Annotated in this window: 18 protein-coding genes; 8 read left to right on the top strand and 10 right to left on the bottom strand. The window is 36.9% G+C overall.

The annotated features are described in order from the left end of the window. Positions 1-2: 2 nt before the first annotated feature. The 5 genes from AC1DNH_RS04170 to AC1DNH_RS04150 form a co-directional block, all read right to left on the bottom strand. Complete coding sequence (locus AC1DNH_RS04170) at positions 3-749, bottom strand: ABC transporter ATP-binding protein (RefSeq protein WP_477625199.1); 747 nt, start codon at positions 747-749, stop codon at positions 3-5. After that, the gene (locus AC1DNH_RS04165) at positions 749-1,942 is read right to left on the bottom strand and encodes an efflux RND transporter periplasmic adaptor subunit (protein ID WP_477625198.1); all 1,194 of its coding nucleotides are present in this window, start codon (positions 1,940-1,942) and stop codon (positions 749-751) included. Before AC1DNH_RS04165 ends, AC1DNH_RS04170 begins: the two co-directional genes overlap by 1 nt. A 45-nt stretch (positions 1,943-1,987) precedes the next feature. After that, a complete protein-coding gene (locus AC1DNH_RS04160) occupies positions 1,988-3,283 on the bottom strand; it encodes a TolC family protein (RefSeq protein WP_477610969.1) in 1,296 nt (431 codons plus the stop codon). Between the two features lie 353 nt (positions 3,284-3,636). Beyond that, the gene (locus AC1DNH_RS04155; RefSeq protein WP_477584567.1) at positions 3,637-4,659 is read right to left on the bottom strand and encodes a S66 peptidase family protein; all 1,023 of its coding nucleotides are present in this window, start codon (positions 4,657-4,659) and stop codon (positions 3,637-3,639) included. Positions 4,660-5,633: 974 nt separating this feature from the next. Next, the gene (locus tag AC1DNH_RS04150; protein WP_215128903.1) at positions 5,634-5,795 is read right to left on the bottom strand and encodes a hypothetical protein; all 162 of its coding nucleotides are present in this window, start codon (positions 5,793-5,795) and stop codon (positions 5,634-5,636) included. A gap of 349 nt (positions 5,796-6,144) precedes the next feature. On the opposite strand from AC1DNH_RS04150, the gene AC1DNH_RS04145 reads away from it, so the two are divergent. Next, a complete protein-coding gene (locus AC1DNH_RS04145) occupies positions 6,145-7,440 on the top strand; it encodes a DEAD/DEAH box helicase (protein ID WP_477625197.1) in 1,296 nt (431 codons plus the stop codon). 180 nt (positions 7,441-7,620) lie between these two features. On the opposite strand, the gene AC1DNH_RS04140 is transcribed toward AC1DNH_RS04145, so the two are convergent. After that, a complete protein-coding gene (locus AC1DNH_RS04140) occupies positions 7,621-8,823 on the bottom strand; it encodes a DUF763 domain-containing protein (RefSeq protein ID WP_477625196.1) in 1,203 nt (400 codons plus the stop codon). A 306-nt stretch (positions 8,824-9,129) separates the two neighbouring features. Between AC1DNH_RS04140 and AC1DNH_RS04135 the strand changes: the two genes are divergently transcribed. Beyond that, positions 9,130-10,188: a metallophosphoesterase gene (locus AC1DNH_RS04135; RefSeq protein ID WP_477625195.1), complete on the top strand. Its 1,059-nt coding sequence runs from the start codon at positions 9,130-9,132 to the stop codon at positions 10,186-10,188. Here AC1DNH_RS04135 and AC1DNH_RS04130 read toward each other — a convergent pair. Next, positions 10,174-11,265 (bottom strand): sensor histidine kinase, encoded by a 1,092-nt coding sequence (locus AC1DNH_RS04130; RefSeq protein WP_477625194.1) that lies wholly within the window; start codon positions 11,263-11,265, stop codon positions 10,174-10,176. The genes AC1DNH_RS04135 and AC1DNH_RS04130 overlap by 15 nt on opposite strands. Positions 11,266-11,422: 157 nt before the next feature. Between AC1DNH_RS04130 and AC1DNH_RS04125 the strand changes: the two genes are divergently transcribed. Then, on the top strand, positions 11,423-12,889 hold the full coding sequence (locus tag AC1DNH_RS04125; RefSeq protein ID WP_215128892.1) for a glycoside hydrolase family 130 protein: 1,467 nt from the start codon (positions 11,423-11,425) through the stop codon (positions 12,887-12,889). Between the two features lie 368 nt (positions 12,890-13,257). Here AC1DNH_RS04125 and AC1DNH_RS04120 read toward each other — a convergent pair whose 3' ends face one another. Then, entirely contained in the window at positions 13,258-15,528 is a 2,271-nt protein-coding gene (locus AC1DNH_RS04120) for a glycosyltransferase family 4 protein (RefSeq protein WP_477625193.1), read from the bottom strand. Positions 15,529-15,657: 129 nt separating this feature from the next. On the opposite strand from AC1DNH_RS04120, the gene ku reads away from it, so the two are divergent. Then, positions 15,658-16,428, top strand: a complete 771-nt coding sequence (gene ku / locus AC1DNH_RS04115; RefSeq protein WP_477583083.1) for a non-homologous end joining protein Ku — start codon at positions 15,658-15,660, stop codon at positions 16,426-16,428. A gap of 101 nt (positions 16,429-16,529) precedes the next feature. On the opposite strand, the gene AC1DNH_RS04110 is transcribed toward ku, so the two are convergent. Further along, positions 16,530-17,648 carry an alpha/beta hydrolase gene (locus AC1DNH_RS04110; RefSeq protein ID WP_477583081.1) on the bottom strand — a complete coding sequence of 373 codons (1,119 nt, stop codon included), beginning with the start codon at positions 17,646-17,648 and terminating at the stop codon, positions 16,530-16,532. 140 nt (positions 17,649-17,788) lie between these two features. Here AC1DNH_RS04110 and AC1DNH_RS04105 point away from each other — a divergent pair, with 140 nt between their 5' ends. From AC1DNH_RS04105 to AC1DNH_RS04095, 3 genes are read left to right on the top strand one after another with little or no spacing between them, the layout of a single operon-like run. Beyond that, positions 17,789-18,157: a SpoIIAA family protein gene (locus AC1DNH_RS04105; protein ID WP_477583079.1), complete on the top strand. Its 369-nt coding sequence runs from the start codon at positions 17,789-17,791 to the stop codon at positions 18,155-18,157. Between the two features lie 12 nt (positions 18,158-18,169). Then, positions 18,170-18,328, top strand: coding sequence for a hypothetical protein (locus AC1DNH_RS04100; RefSeq protein ID WP_477625192.1), 159 nt, complete (start codon positions 18,170-18,172; stop codon positions 18,326-18,328). Positions 18,329-18,345: 17 nt separating this feature from the next. After that, positions 18,346-19,152 carry a mechanosensitive ion channel family protein gene (locus AC1DNH_RS04095; protein WP_477583075.1) on the top strand — a complete coding sequence of 269 codons (807 nt, stop codon included), beginning with the start codon at positions 18,346-18,348 and terminating at the stop codon, positions 19,150-19,152. Between the two features lie 4 nt (positions 19,153-19,156). Here the strand turns inward: AC1DNH_RS04095 and AC1DNH_RS04090 are convergent, their stop codons facing one another. Next, positions 19,157-19,525: a response regulator transcription factor gene (locus AC1DNH_RS04090; RefSeq protein ID WP_477583073.1), complete on the bottom strand. Its 369-nt coding sequence runs from the start codon at positions 19,523-19,525 to the stop codon at positions 19,157-19,159. Between the two features lie 145 nt (positions 19,526-19,670). Here AC1DNH_RS04090 and AC1DNH_RS04085 point away from each other — a divergent pair, with 145 nt between their 5' ends. Then, a complete protein-coding gene (locus AC1DNH_RS04085; RefSeq protein WP_477625191.1) occupies positions 19,671-21,884 on the top strand; it encodes an ATP-binding protein in 2,214 nt (737 codons plus the stop codon).

Genomic DNA, 21,884 nt, shown 5'->3' with positions numbered 1-21,884 from the left:
AATTAATAATCATCAGATTCTGGTAAATTGGCAAGTGCCTCTTTGGCCGAACGTTGATTTTGGTTAATGCTGTCCTTTTGGATTTTTCCATCCCTAAGCATAATGGTTCTGGTACTAAAAGCAGCAATATCAGGTTCATGTGTTACAAAAACGATGGTTTTTCCTTCTGCATTCAGTTCCTGCATCAAAGCCATAATCTCATAAGAAGTGCGGGTATCAAGGTTTCCTGTAGCCTCATCGGCCAAAATCATCACAGGGTGATTAACCAGTGCCCTGGCAATGGCTACACGCTGCTGCTGGCCACCAGAAAGCTGACTAGGGGTATGATCAAAACGTTCGGCAAGTTTTACCGATTCGAGCGATTTTATGGCCCTTTCTTTGCGTTCTTCAGCCGTGATGGTTTTATTGTAGAATAAGGGCAGCTCTACATTTTCCAGCGCCGATGTTCTGGGCAACAGGTTATAAGCCTGGAAAACAAAGCCGATCTTGGTATTCCGCAAACCCGCCAGTTCATCGCGATTTAAACCTTTAACATCTACACCATCAAGCAGATAAGTGCCTTCTGTGGGTTTATCTAAACAGCCCAATATATTTAAAAGCGTAGTTTTACCCGAGCCACTGCTGCCCATAATAGTTACAAACTCACCAGCTTTGATATCAAAAGTGATACCTTTCAAAGCCCTAACGGTTTGATCGCCCATTACAAACTCACGTTTTAAATCGTGTATATCTAATATCTTCTGTTCCATTATCTTCTTCTGTTACCGCTTGGGCGTTTTGGCATAAAAGGACTAGATTGGCCTTGTGCTACCGCCTGACTTTTACCCATGCGCTGTGAACCTGTAATGACAACGTCTGCTGCCGCTAACCCGGATAAAACTTCAACATGAGTATTGTCGTTTATACCGGTTTTAATCTTTTTTTGTACCAGTTCTTTTGAATTTTTTTGTACCCAAACATACGCCTCGTCTGCCCCGGCCGGTTTTCTGTTGGGATTAACCCAGGTCATTTGATATTTACCCGCTAAAGTTGAATCTGGAGCAAATTTTATAGCTTTTGTAGGGATAAGCATAGCATTGTTAACTTCTTTGGTGAAGATGGTGATATTTGCTGTCATACCGGGTTTTAACTTATTTGCATCATTTGAAGTATTAATGATGGTTTTATAGGTAACCACATTTGAAGAAATGGATGGACTTAACCTGATTTCTTGTATGGTACCTTTAAAAGTATCGTTTAAAAAGGCGTCAACGGTAAATGTCGCCCTTTCACCTTTTGAGATGTCGCCTACATCTGCCTCATCTACAGAGGCTTCTACCTGCATTTTCGTAAGGTCTTTTGCAATACTGAAGATGGTTGGTGTACTAAAACTCGCCGCCACAGTCGTTCCTTCACTTACACTTCTGGAGAGTACCGTTCCGTCAATTGGAGAATAAATACTGGCCAGTGATAGGTTCTTTTGAGCAGAAGCAAGTTGAGCCTTAATACTGTTAACCGATGCTTTTGAAGCATTGTAAGTATACAACGCGTTGTCGTAATCTGCTTTACTTACTGCGCCAACTTTATACAAATTACTTTGACGGCTGAAATTGCCCTGTTGGTAAACCAATGCACTCTGAGCACTGACTAAGTTGGCCTGATATTGATTTACAGTAGCCTCAAATAAAGTTTTATCAAGTTCGGCCAATAACTGTCCTTTTTTAACCTTCGAGTTAAAATCTGCATACAGCGTTTTGATGGTTCCTGATACCTGGGTGCCTACAGCTACTGTATCAACTGGTTGCACCTTTCCCGTGGCCGTAACATTTTCGGAGATATAACCCATTTTAGGTTTTTCGGTTTCGAGAACAACCACCTGTTCTTTTTTGCGCAAAGCGAAGTACCAAACCGCGAATAATGCAACTGCGATACCGATGATAATAAATATTGTTTTCTTTTTCATGATTCAAATATTAAGTAGACTAGGCGGTAGCCATCATCATGTATTTTAGTTAGTAATAGGAACTCCTGTGTAAAAATTATAGATCTTGGTATAAAGGCTTGCTGTATATTTAGCCTGAACAAAGGCCTGTAAAGCCTGCACATATAAATTTTTCTGTTGCAGGTTTTCTACAATATTGTTGGTGCCTTCTTTTAAGGCTGCATTCGAAATGCGTAAAGCCTCGCCAGTATAGTTAAACTGCTCTTGTGCTGCAGCATACTGGCTGTTTGCGTTCTGTACATTAATGTAAGCACGTTCTACATTTTGAGTTAATGTTGTTTTGGCATCTAAAAGCGATAAGCGGGCCTGCTCAATGCCAATATTAGCCTTGGCAACATTTGTTTTGGTTACTTTTCTATCAAAAATCGGAATTGAAAGCGTTAAACCTAAGTTTTGGTAAAAACTATTATTAAGCTGATAGCCGTAGCCGCCGATATTATTATTGTTATAACCTGTATTTAGCGATCCACCTAAACTCAGCGTTGGACGTAAGGTAGATTTTGCTTTGGCCAGTTCGGTGGTTTGAAGCTGTATATTTAATTCTCCACTTTTAATTTCCGGACGGGTACGCAATGCCTGATCTTGTGCCGAAGCTAAATTATCCAATGCGGGGGCTACTACAACCGTATCGGTTGTACTTACTTCAAAAGGAGTAGCTGTAGGCAATTGTAACAGTTGCTTTAAGGTTAAAATATTTTGCTGTAAAGTATTTTGTGCAGTAATCAGAGTATATTTATCATTGGCGTAAGTAGCCTGTAACTGCAACAAATCTTTTTTGGCAATGGTTCCAAACTTATATTGTTGTTCTGATTGTTTAACCTGAGCCTCGCTGGTGGTTAACAGATCTTTTAAATAGGTGATGTTTTCTCTGGCCAATAAAATATTCAGATAAGCCTGGGTGATGGAGATGGTAATGTCGTTTTTGGCTGCTTCTACCGATAGATTTGCGGTCTGTAAGGTAAGTTCTTTAGCCTTGATGTCATTTTTTAAATAACTTCCATTGTACAGCGTCATATCTGAACTTAAGCCAAAACCACTGGTATTCTGTAAACCCGATTTATAATTGGTAATGGCCTGGGAAACATTTCCGGATAAATCTGGGAGTACCGCTGCTTTTGAAGCGATTAAATTTTGCTCTGCCGTTTGAGAACTCAGCTTTAAGGTATTGATGCTGATGTTTTTTTCTTTGGCATACTCGATAGCAGTTTTTAGATCCCAAACTTGTGGAATATCCTGAGCTTTGATTGCATAAGGCGCTACAAGCAAAATGAGTACGACAATATATTTGATGTATTTGCACATGGCGAATAAATTTTGTGTCTATAGAACTATTGAACACAAAAATATATCCGGTTAAGGCCACGTTTTAACAATTGAGACCAAAGGGGAAAATGCTGAGACGAAAGCTCAAAACTTTGAGATCACTCAAAATTTATGTTTTAATATAAGGTTTAGTCTGTCTGTTTTTTTGGACCATTTAAGGCATCTTATGTTAGTTGGATTTCACATTAAAGACATCGTCATGCTGAATTTATTTTACAAGTAGAAATAGTGTTTTCAATTGTCTTGTAGCTACTACGTGGTCAGCATCTTCCTGCAATAAAGACCCTGAAATAAATTCAGGGTGACGATCGCATATAGAATAATGGTGGATGTTAAACCGTTCGTAATACCGAGCCGGTTTCGTTTACAATTAAGGTATGGTTTACACCACATTTTAAAGCAAAATTATTTCGTTGGTGCCCCACGGGGAAATCAAAAGCAATGGGATAACTGTATTCTTTTACTTTTTCTAAAACGCTATCATAAATGGTTTTGCCGAATTCTTCGCCAACATCATCGGGTTTAACTTTAAAACCACCAACGATTAATCCCTTTAGATTTTTCAGTTTGCCACTGCGTTTTAGGTTCCACAACATTCTATCAATACTATAAAGGTATTCACCCGTATCTTCGATAAAAAGGATTTTACCTTTTGTATCTAAATCCGAATCGCTACCTGCCAAAGTTTCGATAATACTCAGGTTTCCGCCCACTAAAATGCCATCAACTTTTCCTTGTTGGTTATTTACGTTAGGAGGAGCGGTGTAACCCATTTGCTCACCGATTAAAGCATTTTTTACAGATAAAATCGTTTCAATCTGTATAGGTTCAGCTTTACTCCAATCATCAGGAAAACTATTGCACATTTTAGAATGGATAGAGGCAATGCCATAATTTTTGGCCAAATGGCAATGCAAAACGGTAATATCACTAAAGCCGATAATCCATTTGGGCTTTCTTTTAAATGATGAGAAATCTAATTTATCGATTATCCGTACAAAACCATAACCACCGCGGGCACACATAATAGCTTTAATTGTTGGATCATCGAGCATTTGCTGAAAATCAGCTAATCTCTCCTCATCTGTTCCACCATAGGTAAAATCGCGTTTGCCAATAGTATTGCCAACTTTTATGGTAAATCCCCAGCTTTGCATCTGTAAAACTGATGGTTGGATCTGTTCTTGTGTAATATACCCTGCAGGACTTGTAATCCCGATGGTATCACCAGGTTTTAAATAAGGAGGGATCTTAAATGATGAATTTTCGTTTTCAACGGTATTGGCGAGTGTTTTAAAAGCAGGAAGTACAGTTGCAGTCGCAATAAAAGAAGAAAGGAAATGTTTTCTGTTCATCTAAAATATGGATGTGATGTTGATTGGGCTAATATAGGATTTAAAATATTCGCATAAAAGAAAAGGGATTTATATCCATAAATCCCTTTTTTAAACCAAACAAATTAATCTGTAAAAGATTAGTATAATGTGAATTATATAAATAACCCAGAATGAAATAAAAAGTTTTGAGATTTTTTAAAAAAAATAAATCATATTCGACTACGAATTAAATTTTAAATTACCGTATCTGCTAAATAGCCCTGATGGAAAGGGAAATACTTTTGGCTTCGTTATATTGTATTAATGGATGCTTTCCAAAAAGATTAGAGTGCACAGCAGGAGCAGCCCAGTACGATGAGCACTGAAACTGTGCTTCTAAATAATCAAAAAGGTAGGATATTTAATCGAGATCCATCGCTGTACTACCATTGATGTTATTTTGTAATCATTTAAATATAAACGGTTTATGCGATTTTGTATTTCCGCCCAACTAGGCCGTAGCACCATATCCCCGTTCTACTTAAATCCAGTCTAACAAATTTTTCGGGCTGCACTGCCCAAGCCAACCTACTAACTTCGAAAGAAAAATTTTCAGCCGGTGTTTTTTGTTTTTTCATATGCTTTTATGTTTTCAACGGCATTCAAGCTAGCTACGCTGGTCTTTTTGATGCCAAAAAGAAAGAGCCTTTCGGCGGCGGTGAGCTGAGGCAAGAATGAGCCTCTGGGCAAAAAAAGGATACGCGTCATTCATATTGATTTTTATACAATAAATTATCCTTCAGGATGACAGCATCTACGTAAAAGGTAAAGGCTATCCATCGCGGATAGCCTTTGCTAACAACAAAACAAATATAAGATAACCAAATCTTGCCTGATTGAGCAGAATCAGGGTAAAGTGCTATGAGATACACTTTGCGGCCTAGTAATGGATTCGAACCATTGTAGAGAGTTTATGAAACTCCAACCTTCCAATCGGTCAACTGGCCCTGTTTTTATAATTGCTTTAATGCCAAATAATCTCTTAGTTCTAAAATCTGTTCTTTATTTAAGCTATCTTCATCCTTTACAAGCGCTGGCTCATCTGTTGCAGTTTGTAACGGATAAATGAGTTTCGGATATTCATCTATAGCTGGGTATTGAAAATAAATCGACATGATTTTAGCGTTTTAATTGTTCAACATATTTTTTGTTAATGATTAATGTTGAGCAAATATAGAAATAAGTATATAATATCTATGGATTTAGTAGTTTTTATTTTAAGAAATATTACAACTGTTTCATTTTCAGTAAAATAATTTTTAGAAGAGCCGTTGTTTTATTGGAGATACTGCCCTGAACTAAATAAACTGAATAGAAGAAGGCCCGATTTTCTTCAGCTAATAGTGGGTAGTAGAACTAGCGTAGGCATGAACTTGCAACATTCATTTCCAAGCCATTAAATTCAATTTCAGAAAAGCTAATTATTTTAAGGATATTTGCAGTTCAAACATTAAAATAGTAATTGTGTCTTTAGATAAATTAAAACTTAGCAAACCACTTGTAGCGGCCATGACTGATGCAGGATTTTTAACTCCAAAAGAAATCCAAGCCAGAACAATGTCGCGCATTTTAGGTGGACAAGATGTTATAGCGGTGGGACCGGAGGGTTCGGGAAAAACAACAACTTATGTTTTAGCTACTTTAATGAAGTTGAAATACGCTTTTGAGGAAGTACCAAGGGCTTTAATTTTAGTGCCTGATGCAGAACATGTTGACCATGTTCTGGAACAATTTAAATTATTGAACCGCAACAATACCTTCAGGATTTTGGGAATTGATAGCCGTGGTGCTGTTGATACACAGATGAATGAAATAACTGATGGTTGCGATATTATTGTTGCCGTACCGGATCGGGCTCGTGCTTTATATTTAAAACTAGCACTAAATACTAATAAAATACAGTTGTTTATTGTAGATAATGCAGAGCTTATTGTTAAAAAAGGCCTGCAGTTACCCGTTGTAGAATTGGCCAACAGTGCTTATAAATCTCAACATGTGGTGTTTACCGAAGTAATTCATGAGAAATTAAATCTGATGATTTCTCCTTTCATGAAAGATTCTACCACAACCATCGAGGTAGATGAAATAGGCGAAAAGCAGGCAGAAGTTTATCAGCAGATGCTTTATCAGGTGCCTAATTTCAGAACAAAGCTTAACCTGTTAACCTTATTATTAAACGATACCGAGGTTTTTGATAAAGTTGTGGTTTTTGTAAATACGCGCTTAACCGCACAAACAGTTTATAAAAACTTTAATCAGCATAAAGAAGGCGAGATCAGTATCTATCGCTCACTGTTTTTTGATGATAAAGGTTATGACGATATTGAAGACTTTAAGGATAACCCAGATGCAAGAGTTTTAATTGTTGCTAATGAGAATTTAGGAGAACTTAATATTGAGGGAATTCCTTTTATCTTGCATTTTGAATTGCCAGAGCAGAAAGAAACGTTAATTCAGCGCATTGTTAAACATGGTGATGAAGATGTTGTCGCAATTACTTTTTCTACCGATATCGAATTGATTGAGGTGAAAAAAATTGAACAAGCCATTGGGCAGAAACTGGAGGTAATGGAATTACCAGAAGATTTGAAAGTAGTTGATGCAGCCGCTAAACCAAAGAAAAAGAAAACTGAAGAAGATGAAGATGCTGACCGAGGTGCAGCTTTTCACGAAAAGAAGGCCAGTAACTTAAAAAATTACAATTATAGTGCAGGCACAAAAGCCAAAATGACCTATAAGAATAAGAAAGGATTATCTTAATAAACATATGGTATGCCTTTTATATCAGATCTGCTAATAAAAGCCGTATAGGTGCAACTTAAAAGAAAATGTGCTCTCCAACCTGAGATTTATTTTCAGGTTGCACATACAAGTTACATCAGTCTGTAATCTGGAAATAGATTCGTGCGTCCCATATTTCCGGGGCAAAACAAATCCGACTTAAAACAACTTTAACTGCTCGTTCTTTGGTGGCTTTTCTTTCCCAAAAACTGTTCTGCCGCCATATTTCCAGCTTTCGGCACGTTCTTTTTGAATTACCTTTTCAAAATCCATATTAGGAACAAAATCTTTTTCCGCATTTCGCGCAATTTGATGCAATGATTTGATGGCTTGTTGTTTATCTGTGTTTCCAATCTTCGCTTTTTCAATTGCTTTCTGCAAAACACTTATGGTCTCATCATAAACATTTACCGGAACAGGGAAGGGATGTCCGTCTTTGCCGCCATGTGCAAAAGAATAACGGGCAGGGTCGCTAAATCGCGAAGGTGTACCATAAATCACCTCACTCACTAAAGCCATCGATTGTAAGGTTCTTGGCCCCATGCCTTCGAGTAATAATAATTCCTCAAAATCTCTCGGCTGCTTTTCCTGTGCAAGCCATAAAATACTTCCTAAACGTTTTAAATCTACATCTTTCGATTTTACCTCATGATGATCGGGCAATACCAATTTTTGTATTTCATTAAGCATTCTCACTGGCGATTCAGTTGTAATGCTCATCATACTCTGCCTCGTTTTATCAGCATCATTAGCCGTTAGATTTAAGATCTTCCCTTGATTAATGCCACAGATACCCGTATGCGGTTCTTCGACAAAAGATTTTAGGTTTTCAGAATGCCAATGGTATCTTCTTGCTGTCGAGCTACTATCGCTCATGCCTTGTTGCACCACTGCCCAATCGCCTTCGCTGCTTAAAATAAAACTATGAAGATACAATTGAAAACCGTCTTGAATGGCTGTATTGTCTACTTTTGCACTGAGTTTACTGGCCCGAACCAACGCTGTCCCATTTAAACCCGTTTTGTCGGCAATTTTTAAAAGTTCATTAGGCGTTTCTCTGCTGTGTTTTCCTTTGCCTCCGCAAATGTAAATTCCCAACTCTTTCGATAAGGGATTAATCGATTTCTTCAAAGYGCCCATTACCGATGTCGTAATTCCAGACGAATGCCAGTCCATACCCATTACAGCACCTAAACTCTGAAACCAAAAAGGATTGCTTAAACGGCGTATTACTTCTGCTTTACCATATTCTAATAGTATCGCTTCCGTTATAGCCAGGCCAAGTGTTGCCATACGCTGCGCCAGCCATGGTGGTACATGGCCATAATGTAGGGGTAAATCTGCGCTTCCTGATCTTTTCAATACTAACAAATTTAGTAAAATATTATTTAAAGTAAAGGCTTTATTTTATTGGCGATAGAAAGGGACTGACTTTAATAAAAGCGATTAACCGGTGTAAGCTAAACTTGATTGGAGTGAGCATGTCGATTTTTCACGGCATAAAACGGAAAGCAAGGCCGAACCTAACCTAATAATTACAACTATTGCTTTTCAGAAAAAACGATTGGTGATATTTTTTGTTATTTTGAGAAACAATAATACTAGCGAAGGCTCATTTTATACATGCGGAAATTCTTACAACGTTTACTTAGTGCTTGGATTATTCGCATGTCGAATAAATTTGGTTCAAGACCAAACCGTAAACGCATCCATGCAGCTTTAAATAAACTGTACAAAACCATCAACACAACACCTGGTAAACGTGGACTTATTTTTGATGTTGCCAATACTGATAAATTTATCGTTTTATCTGACCAGCATAAAGGTGCCCGTGATTATGCCGATGATTTTACTTTAGCTAAAAAGAATTATTTAAAGGCGCTCGAATACTATAACCAACAAGATTTCCATTATATTAATTTGGGTGATAGCGAGGAACTTTGGGAGAATTTGCTAGAATCTGTAATTAAACACAATCAGGCTACTTTCGAAGCAGAAAAAGCTTTTATTTCAAAAAACCATTTCACTAAAATATTTGGTAACCATGATTTATACTGGGATAATGATCCTTTAGCGGGATTTAACCTCAATAGAATTTACGGAACTAAAATCCATATTTACGAAGGTGCAATATTACGGATCACAGTGGGGGAAAGTAAGCTTGATATTTTCTTAACCCACGGCCATCAGGGCGATTTACAGAGTGACGGAAACTGGTTTAGCAAATGGTTTGTGAGTACAATATGGGCACCACTGCAATCATACCTCCAAATTAACCCGAATACACCAGCATACAGTAACCAACTTAAAACAGCACATAACGCATTAATGTACAGCTGGGTAGCTACAAAAAAGAACCTGGCTTTAATTACCGGACATACACATCAGCCGGTTTTTGCTTCGTTAACACATCTAGAACGGATTTATATAAAACTGAATAAAGCCAAAAAAGAAAAGAATGCTGATGATCTTGCTGTTTTAAATGCAGAGCTTTATAAACTGATAAAAGAAGGAGATAAAACGCCACGTTTTGGTAAATACAAACCGGGTTACTTTAATAGCGGATGTTGTTGTTTTAGTGATGGCGATATGACTGGTATCGAAATCGAAAATGGCTTTATAAGATTAATAAAATGGTCGTACCATAGAAATGCTATTCCTGAAAGAATTTTGCTTGAAGAAATGAAACTCAGTGATTTATTAGATTTAAATCTATTTAATGGGTAGCGTTACGTAAAAAGTTGTACCTAAATTTTTTCCTTCGCTTTCTACCCACAACTTTCCCTTATGTATATCCACTAATGCATTTACAGTGATTAGTCCCAAGCCATAGGTGTTTTCCTGGTTTGTGCTTACAGAACTCAGCCGGGCGAATTTCATAAAAACTTTACCCAAGTCTTCTTCAGTCAGGCCCACGCCATTATCTTTTATCGCAATAGTCACCGCGTTTTCTGCCGTTTGATGGGTGATGTAAATCTTTTCCCCCATTGGTGAAAACTTGATGGCATTATTAATCAACTCACTAAAAACCATTGCTAATTTATCTGGATCAGCAAAAATTTCAACAGGCTCCTTAATATCAATTAAAACGATTTGATTTTTACGCTGAAGAGATAAATTGAGTCCTAGTTTTACATGTTCTAATATTTCCTTTAAATCTACTTTATCCTTCTTTGGCTTAAAAGAGTTGGCTTCTTTCCGGGCGGCACTTAAAATACCATTCAGATTATCAATCATTCTTTTCGATTGCGCATTAATCTTATTAGCAATTAATGCTGCTTTGTCATCAATCCCAGGAATTCGTCCCAGCAATTCAGATTGAAGTGAAATGGTCGTMATCGGGTTTTTAAGATCATGAATAAGCACATGTAAACGATCATCGTAGGCTCTGAAAGCTTTTCTAGCTGTAATTCTAGACTCCAGTTTTTCCATTACCATACCCGCTAAATGCTTCAGCATTTTTAGCTGCTGCTCTTCGGCTGTTTTAAATTTAGTGTCGGCAACATAAATCAGGCCGATATGATAACCTTCAGGCGAGCTGATTGGAGTAGAGGCAAAAAAAGTAAATGCTTCACTTTTTATAGGTAAACCGATTGATGATCCCAATTGAGCTTTCATAAAAATCTCCCCATCCGTCTGAAAACCGATACCTGCATTCGGAACATCAAATATTTCAGCAGCCAATTGTGCTATCTGATCAAAGGCACTTTCTGCAGGTGTACTTAAAATCTCGTAATATCTTAATTTCTCTAAACGCAAGGTTTCATCTGACGGAATCATATTATCTGCTTTTTCGTATTGCATTTAAGGTTTAATTTAATATATGAGGGTGAATAACTAAAGGTAAAAATTATGTGCAAATACTGTAAATAATATAAACAATTAAGTCGTAAATTTCGTTAATATAAAGTTGGAAGAAATAGGGACGAAGGCGTTAAATTACTACATAACAGCATAAATAATGAGATTATACATAGAACGTAAACCTGTTAAGGTTAACCCAGATACTAAAAGAGTTATCGCCCGTTTTTTTTTTAACGGAGAGGAAAGAGCATTAGAGGTAATCAGGAAGGTTTTAGAGTTTTCAGACGAAAAAGTTTTTTCGCTGATATCGCCCATATTACAGGAATATTCGAAAAGACATCGAAATATCACTAAAATTTTAACCCGCCATTGCAAAAAATTAAAAAAGCAGTTTATTGCCTTAGGTACTGAAATAGAAGATTTGGATGAATATACCAAGCTGCTTATAGGCGCTTATTTTACCCACGAATACTCTATTGAATCTGCCGCCTTTTTCAATCCCAGTATTGTAGACGACCCCGACCAAACCGATCTGGTAGAAGGCGAAAAGCGGGTAATCATTAGCTTTCGGGCTGTAGGTGAGGGGCATATTTCATCGATTGTTTTTAGGCGGGCTTTAATTGATAAAGACAATAATATCCAGGTTTTACCTGTTGGAAATTATGTTGATGAGGCTGAGGTGGTAAAAAATGCCATTTACGTAAAAAAACTATTCTTAAAAAAAGCAGCCTACGCGCAGATTGATCCTTCTGTATTAGAAGAAATTGAATCAAAACTGGATGATAAATTTGAATATACCAGTTTGAGCAATATCATTAAAGATTCTAAAAGTTTACATAAAGAAAATCCAACACGTTTAATCGAATATGATAAAATACTTTGGCTATCAGATACTTATCATACCATAACTTTTTCAAAAGATACCGATATTTCTGATCGTGTAATTTTTCCTATTTCAGAATTTGAACGTAAGGGGATTGAAGATGCTCGTTTTGTTAAATTTATTAAAGACGATGGCAAAGTATTATATTATGCCACTTATACCGCGTTTGATGGTTCTTTAATTATTCCCAAATTAGTACAAACCGAAGATTTTTACGAATTCAAAGTGATTCCGCTTTATGGCGATGGTGCACAAAATAAGAATCTGGCATTATTCCCACGAAAAATTAGAGGGAAATACGTGATGATGAGCCGGATAGATGGCTGGAACAACTACCTGATGTTTTCTGATAAAGTAAATGTTTGGGAAAACCCGGTTCTTTTAAAACAACCACGGTACGATTGGGAGCTGGTACAGATCGGCAATTGCGGTTCTCCGATAGAAACAGAAAAAGGATGGATTGTAATTACACATGGGGTGGGACCAATGCGGAGATACTGTATTGGAGTAAGTTTATTGGATCTTGAAAACCCAAGTATAGAAATAGGCCATTTAAAGGAACCATTGATTATTCCCAATAATGATGAACGTGAAGGTTATGTGCCCAACGTGGTATATTCCTGCGGATCGATTATCAGTAATGGAGAATTAATTATCCCTTATGGTTTATCTGATTATAGTTCTTCGTTTGCAAGCGTAAATCTGGAGTTGTTGCTAGCCAAATTGCTGGAAAATAATTAAAACAGATCTTTCATTAGGCTATATCATAAGTTGTGGTTTCATTCGATCTGTCACGTTGTGCAAAGGACTCCTACGGAGAGCTTGTCGAAACGTTTTATGGGCATTTAAACAAGTCCTTCGACAGGCTCAGGATGACAGATCGTATAATTAGCCGTCCTGCTGAACTTGTTTCAGCATCTTACTGGTCATCAAGACCCTGAAATAAATTACCTTCGGTGAGCTCGCTTAAGGCTCGGTTTACTTCATAGCTCTTTCCGCGGCGCTACAGGTCATGGTGACGATCGTCTCGACTTATTCTTCAAAACAATATAAAAAAGGCCGGTTCATTTCTGAATCAGCCTTTTTATATTTCCAAGACAAATTAATCTTTAGCTACATTTATCTGCCTCCACCAGGGGAGACGAAAGTGTTTCATATTCGGCTTCTGCTGCCTTTAATATAGCTAAATGGGAGATGAAATAGGCCAATGTACTCTCAGCACCTTGATTCCTGTTTACACTGTTAAACTGTAGCCCATCAGCACATCCATGTGTTTCAAAATCGTATAAAGGAATATGAAGGCTGTTTCTTCCTAAAAACCATTCGTAGCTAACATGCATTAAATTTAAATATTTATCATCTTTGGTTACCTCGAATGTTTTAGCATAGAGTAAAACCATTGCCATTGTTTCTATAGCCTGTTGGTCATAGATAGGATTTTTGCCATGTTTTTTCATCCATCCTGCATTTCCAACCGGATTTAGATAGCCATTTTCGAAAGAAAAGCTATTTAAAAACTCAATACTCTCCATCGCAATTTTATAGGATGTTGTATTTCCGGTAACTTCATAATGATGAAGCAAAGCCAAAGGAAGGATTGCATTATCATAGGTAAGAATATCTTCAAACCAATGCCAATCGCCATCCTTATTGTCTTGATATGATGCCATTAATGAATTGGCCAGCATATTGATTTCTTTTGTGATTAACTCATCACCAGGATGGGCACAAAGATAATATGATAGACCAATAATGGTATTGGCTTTTCCACGGAGATATTTTAATTCTTTAAAATGCGGAATAGAATGCGAAAATAATTCTCTACCAAATTCACGGTAAGAATTGTTGGGTGCACTGCAAACTAAATAACCCAATGACCAGATGGTACGGCCAAAAGAGTCTTCTGAGCCTATTTTATCCAAATAATTGCGGTTAAAACTCAAGAAATTCCTAAAATTCCCATCATCGGTTTGCATATATTGAATAAAGCTCAGATAAACAGGCATGAATTTTAAAGCTTTAGGATTTTTATCCTGCTCGATAGCCATTAATGCCATAATTAATGCCCTCGCATTATCATCAATGCAATAGCCTTCTTTCAGATTTGGAATGCCAAAACGGGCGTGCTGAATAATTCCGGTATCATCTGTTAGTAGCGAAATATGATCTAAATTAAGCGCTGGCATACCCTCCACATCAATAATAGGAGGAGTAACTCTTTCGGGTCTTTTTCCATTGGCCAGAGCTTCATTTAACACATTAAGATAAACACTTCCAATGGCTGGCCAACGAAGATTTAAGCCATATTCATAAGCATTTCGCTTCAATTTTTGATATTTATCCTTATCACTTAATAGTTCATTGACGATGGTTGCCAGTTGCACATCATTTTTAAAATCAAATAATTTGCCTCTATTATCAGCTAAAAGTTCTTGTGCATGCCAATATGGAGTAGAAACTACTGCTGCACCTGCACCAATAGCATAAGATAATGTACCGCTGGTTATCTGCGCTTCATTTAAATAAGGGGTGATGTATAAATAACAGGCTGTTAAATACTGGTGCAATTCTTCTTCAGATACAAATTTATTAACGAAAGCAATATTATTTTCCACCCCTAAGTCTTTCGCCAATGCTTTCAAACTATCGCGATACTCTTCGCCATTATGTTTTACTACGCCAGGATGAGTATTGCCCAGAATCACATATAAAACATCTGGATGTTGAGCGACAATTTCTGGCAAAGCTTTAATTACGGTTTCTAAGCCTTTATTTCTGCTAATTAAGCCAAATGTAAACAGCACCTTTCGATCAGTAAAAAGCGCACTCTGAACAATTTCGTTATTGGGTATAGGTTCCAGATCTGGAACCMCATGTTCAATTAATTTGATTGAAGCCTTAGGGATCTGGTAAATACTGGTTAAAAACATGACTGCTTTTTTACTCATCACCACTACTTTAGATGATTTAACTGCAATCTCTTTAATAATGGTCTGTTGCATAAAATTTGGTTCTTTTAAAACCGTATGCAAAATGGTAATGAATGGCTTTTTTAATCTATTGATTAGTGACAATAAGAATACGCCGCTGTTGCCACCATATATACCGAATTCATGTTCAATAATACAACTATCTACATCACTGTTATTGATAAAATCTGCAGCATCGATATAATCTTTTTGATTTTGCTGACGGATGACGAATTTCACTTCGCTTGGGTAATCGTGTTCATTAACATCATCCGATTCATTTAATGCAACAACAAAGCTTTTTCGTGAATTATAAGCAGGATTTAAACTTAAGGCATTAACCAAATTTTGATTAAATGTAGCTAAACCGCATTCACGAGGAGGATAGGTTGAAATGTAGGCGATTTTCATATGTATTCAAATAGGGTTGATACTTAAATAACATTGTATTATCTAAATAGTTTGTGATTTCCTCAATTTACGCTTAATAAAGCCAAAACAATCTGATTTAGACACTTGTTAGTAAGTAAATATTTAACTATGAGATCAATATGGAAAGGTTCTATTGGATTTGGCTTGGTAAACATTCCAATTAAGTTGTTTTCTGCTGTCCAGAATAGTAACCTCGATTTAGATATGCTGGATGAGCGTGATCACGCAAAGATTAAATTTTTAAGGGTAAATGAAAACACCCATAAAGAAGTGCCTTATGAGAAGATTGTTAGAGGCTATTTTTTAAAAGACAGATACGTTGTGTTAGATAAGCACGATTTTGAAGAGGCAGCACCCGAAAAAACCAAAATTATTGAATTAGAGAATTTTGTTGATATAAAAGATATCAATCCTATTTATTATGAAACTTCTTATTACACCGAGCCTGAAAAGCAGGGCAAAAAAGCTTATGGGTTATTGCTAAAGGCCTTAGAAAAATCGGGTAAGGCTGGAGTGGCCAGATTTGTACTGCGGAATACAGAAAATCTTTGTGTTATCCATCCCATGGAGCATGTAATTGTGATTACTAAAATCAGGTTTGAGCAGGAAATAAGAAGTTTATCAGAAATTAACAAGGTTGATGATATTACCATAACCAAAAAAGAAATGGATGTGGGGTTGGCCTTGATCAAACAATACAGTTCCAAATTCGACTTAAGCGCCTTTAAAGATGATTACAGTAGCGAACTTTTGAAGATTATCAAAGCAAAGTCTAAAGGCAAACGCGCAACGGTTAAAAAGATGAAACCGCAAAAAGCTACAAGCGATGACCTGTATGATCAACTCATGCAGAGCTTGGGTTCGAAGAAAGGAGCTTAGTTAGTTTGGAGTTTGCAGTTGGGAGTTTTGAGTTAAAAACGCTCAGCGCAAAACGCTATGCAAGAACAGCCCTGGAGTAAATACCACTCCAGGGCTGTTCTTTATTTAAAAGCAGCCTTCAATTGATCTGCGGCATAGGCCTGAGCTGCTTTCGCTTCTGGTACTAGCAGCGCCATACCAAAAAAATCATGTGTTACACCCTCATAATTTTTACTGCCCACTTTTACCCCGGCGGCTTTCAATTTATCAGCGAGTATTACACCATCATCGTGCAAAGGATCTATTTCGGCTGTAATAATAGTTGTTGATGGAAGCCCTTTTAAATTGGCATTAACCAATGATATTTTAGGATCCTGCGCTTCAATCATTGTAGTCAGATATTTCTCTGTAAACCATCCCATCATTGCTTTGTTTAGCGGTTTTGCTTTTTCATGCAATTTATAAGATTCGGTGTTCATATCTGCTTGGGTTATAGGATAAACCAAAACCTGGTGCACAGGAAGCATAATGTGTTTGTCTCTGGCCATAATAGATACATTTGCTGCTAAATTTCCACCTGCACTTTCACCAACAACTGCAATCTTAGCCGGATCGGCTTTTAAATCTACTGCATTTTTAACAGCCCATTCATAAGCTGTAAAAGCATCGTTATGCGCAGTAGGGAACTTGTTTTCGGGTGCTAAGCGGTAAGCAACAGAAACCACAACTGCACCAACCTGCTCTGCCAATGCCTGTGCAGATGCATTATAAACATCTAAATTGGCAATAACGAAACCACCGCCATGGTAATAAACAATTAACGGATAGGGCCCGCCTTCACCTTTTGGCGTGTAGATACGCAAATGGATTTTACCTCCGCTAACATCAATATCTTTCCCCATGGTATCTACTTTCGCAGCTGGCATGGTTATATTATTTTGTTTTGCCAAATCCATTACCGCATCGGTTGGTGTATGATTTTTCCGCGCATCGGCAGCACTTAAAGTTTCTAAAGGTTTATCTCCATAACTATTTAATTTTTCTATTACAACCTGCATTTCTGGTTTTATTGTTTTTCCCCATTCAGGAGCAGGCCCGGCAGGTTTTAATGCTGCAGTTACTGAAGAGTCGGTTATGGTCGAATCTGTAATCGTAGTCGTTTTTGTTCCGCCTGTACAAGCAGCAATACAAACAGCTACAATACAAATAAATGAAGCAGGTTTTAACCAGTTAGTTTTCATAGGATTTTTTTATTTTATAAATATTGTTTGTATAACAGTATCAGTAAGATAGTGTTTTTGTTGTTACTCAACTTTTCAGAATTTATTTAAATAGCAAACATCTTGACGAATTAGTGTGTTCTTAAATAAATGAAATAATTATGCTAACAGAAATAACAGGACTACCAGATCATATTTTTGGCGTAAGGGCTACCGGAGAGGTGACAAGCGATGATGTAAAGAACGTTTTATTAGCCGGTTTGAAAAGAACAGCTGAGCGATTTAAGGAAATCAGGTATCTGCTCGTTTTGGAAACTGACGTGAAGAATTTTACAGCTGGTGCCTGGGTACAAGATGTTAAGGCGGGTTTGAAAAATTTTACCAAATGGAAAAAAATAGCCGTGGTAAGCGCCGAAAAAGGAGTAGAGTGGTTTTCTGATGTTTTCACAGTGGCTACGCCAGGTAAATCAAAAGGCTTTAAACCAGAAGAGATAGAAGAGGCAAAGGCCTGGCTGAATGCTGAAGATTAACGATTAAAAATGATGAAAAATTCTAAAACATCGGCAGAAAGTAGCAAGGCTACCGCACCGAAAAATGCAAAAGCTAAAGGTGCTGATGATAAAGTAACATCAGCCAAAGATGCCAAGAAAGTAAATGTAACTAAAGATGCTCCCGTTAAACATAAAAACCTTAATAATTAGAAGCAAAATCCTAGTTTATGAAGATTGGTGCCAATAACATCGAGCATTTTTATGATAAAGCCTACGACTGGATAATTGATAAAGGACCATCGGTAATTTTAGGTATAGTACTGCTTATTTTAGGCTTATGGCTAATTAAGCTACTGGGAAAATGGATGCAGGGTGGTATGCACCGTAAAGATATAAATCCTTCACTACGGCCATTTTTAACCAGTTTAATACTCATTACTTTAAGGGTTTTATTGGTACTTACAGTAATGCAGATTATTGGCATTCAGCTTACTTTTTTAACAGTACTCATTGGTGGTATTGGAGTTGCGGCAGGCCTGGCTTTATCGGGTACACTGCAAAATTTTGCCAGTGGTGTATTGATTTTACTGTTGAAACCTTTCGTTGTGGGCGATAGTATTATTGCACAAAGTCAGGAAGGGACTGTAATATCGATCCAGATATTTTATACTATTGTTAAAACATTCGATAACAGAACCGTAGTTATTCCAAATGGCAAATTATCAAATGAAGTGATTATCAATATCAGCAGAGAAGGCAGCAGGAGGTTGGATATTGAAATGAAGTTTAGCTATGGTATCGATTATGAACAGATCGTAAATGTTTTCAATAAAACTGTCGATGAATTTAAAGATTGTCTTAAGACACCCGAAAGAAGAATTGGTGTGTCTGCTTTAGAAGATAATGGATTTAAAGTAAGTTTAAATGTTTGGGTTAAAGCACACGGTTTTACAGATACTAAACTTTCTTTTCTCGAAGTGCTGATGAAAAACTTAAAACTGGGAGGAATAAAATTACCTGGTATGGCTGAGTAAAAAGCTACTTTCTCAGCAAAGCATAAATCTTGTCCATTAATTCGTCGATGTTAAAAGGCTTAGCCATAAAATCATCAGCTTCAATACCATCTAAAGTATAATTATTGGCATTATAACGGGCCGAAATCATTAAAACGGGAATGTGCTGTGTAGCTGCGGTATCTTTAAGTTCTTTTAAAAGTAGTCTTCCATCAGCGTCAGGGAGCATAATATCCATTATTATTACATCCGGATTAAATTTCTGAACATGGTTAATAAAATCAGCACCTTTGTTTAGTCCTTCAACGTTAAAAGCTTCGCTTTCTAAAATAAGGGTTATAACATCTAGGATTGCATGGTTATCTTCGATAACCAAAATATTCTTCTTTGCCAAAGTTGGGGTGATTTTTAAATTTCAAACAAATATATAATAAAAAATAAATCTCAAAACCGAATTTACTAAAATAGAGACATTCTAAAAAAGAGGCTTAATATTTGTTAATTCGTGAAATTAAATACGCTGCAATATCAAAATACATATGACTAAATTTTCTGTAGACCTAAGCAATTGCGATAAAGAACCCATTCATATTCCTGGTAAAATTCAATCGCATGGCTTTCTATTAGCGGTTGATAAGAACAGCCTATCCATTACCTACATTAGTGAAAATGTAGAAGTTTTTTTAGCGGAAGAAGCTAAAAGTCTATTAAACAAACAACTTTCGGTCTTAAACCAGTTTATCAAACAACAAGATCCGGCATTTAATATCGAAGAATTACTTAAACTAGGTATCATCCGTAAAAGCTTTGATGCAATTAGTCCCCATCCTGTTGAAATTAATGGCCTTTCTTTTTATCTGATTATTTCATCATCAGAAAGTGATTGGCTTTTGGAATTTGAGCCAGTAACCTTACAATTCGATATTCAAAGTTCTATAGGTCGTTCTGCCTCCTCTATGCTTCAGGGGAAAAGCATTTCAGCGCTGTTAAAAGGTGCTGCTCAAGAAGTAAAAAAACTGATCAATTACGATCGGATTATGATCTATAAATTTTTAGAGGATGGTCATGGCGAAGTTGTGGCAGAAGAAAAAGAAACAGGTTTAGAACCATTTTTTGGATTGCATTACCCTGCATCTGATATTCCTAAACAGGCTCGAGTGCTTTATAAACTCAATCTGACTAGGTTAATTGCCGATGTAAACAAAACTGATTCACCAATTCTAACTTTTAAAGAAAACGAAGCACTCGATTTAACCAATGGCGGCTTACGCGCCGTATCGCCCATACATATTCAATATCTGAAGAATATGGGGGTTCATTCGAGTTTTAGTATATCCTTAATCTCTCATGGCGAATTATGGGGGTTAATTGCCTGCCATAACTATAGTCCTAAGTTTATAGACTATAAAGCCAGAGAAGGCGCTAAGTTAATCGGGCAGATTCTTTCCTCAGCTTTAGAATACCGCCAGGAAGAAGAAGATGCAGCCGTTATTGAACAATTTAAAAGTACCGCCAATGTTCTTTTAGAACATTTAAACCGGGATAAATATTTAGTTGAAGCCATAACCACCCACAAAAGAACTATTTTAGACGCAACTAAAGCTTCGGGAGTGGTTGTCATTTTCGAAAATGAACTTAAAACTCTTGGAAATGTACCATCAGAAGAAGAAATAAGAGAACTTGTTGAATGGTTAAAAACAACCAATGATGAATCAATATACTATACCCATCGATTGTCTGAAATCCATTCTCCAGCTAAAAAATACAAATCAATAGCCGCTGGAATTCTTTCTTGTATGTTAAATAAAGAAATGGGCGAAATGATCATCTGGTTTAAACCCGAAATCATTACCACTGTGAATTGGGCTGGAAACCCTGAAAAACCTGTAGTTCCTTCAGAAAATGGCTTGTTGAACCTATCACCCCGTAAATCTTTCGAAATCTGGTCGCAGGTAGTTAATAATACATCTGAAAAATGGATGGCTGAGGAAATCGCCTCGGTTTTAAGGATCCGAGAAATTATTATTACCAACATCAACAAAAAGGCCAACGAAATTAGGCTGCTCAATGAAAAACTACAGGCCGCTTACGAAGAATTAGATACTTTTAGCTATACTGTTTCGCATGATTTAAGAACCCCATTAACCTCGATAAAAACTTATGCTGAGCTTATGCTCAAAAATAAGAGCATTGATGAAAATGGCCAAAAAATGTTGAGTAGGATTTTAATAGGTGCTGATAAAATGAATTTCTTAATTAAAGAGATCCTAAATTTAGCAAGAGTTGGCCGTTCTGAAATAAATTTTGAAGCAGTTGATATAGCATCGCTGTTAAAAGAAATAAAAGGCGAAGTGTGGTCGGCCTTTAAAGCTGACCGTACCGAATTAGTTTTGGGGGAACTCCCAAATATAAAAGGAGATAAGACCATGATAGCGCAGGTTTTCACAAACCTGATTGGTAACGCTGTAAAATACTCTGCAATGGTGGACAAACCCAAAGTAGAGGTTTCTGCGTATATAGATGGAGGGGAGACTATCTATGCTGTTAAAGATAATGGAATAGGAATCGACAACCGTTATTACGATAGGGTTTTTGAGCTTTTTAAGCGCATGGATAATGTTAAGGAAATAGAAGGAACAGGAGTGGGGCTCGCAATTGTAAAAAGGGTTGTAGAAAAGCATAACGGCAGGGTTTGGTTTGAGAGTAAGTTAAATGTTGGTTCTACATTTTTTGTAGCTTTTAAAAACGGATAA

Source organism: Pedobacter sp. 01N310, from assembly GCF_056399805.1.
This window is presented reverse-complemented; position numbering and strand designations above follow the sequence as displayed.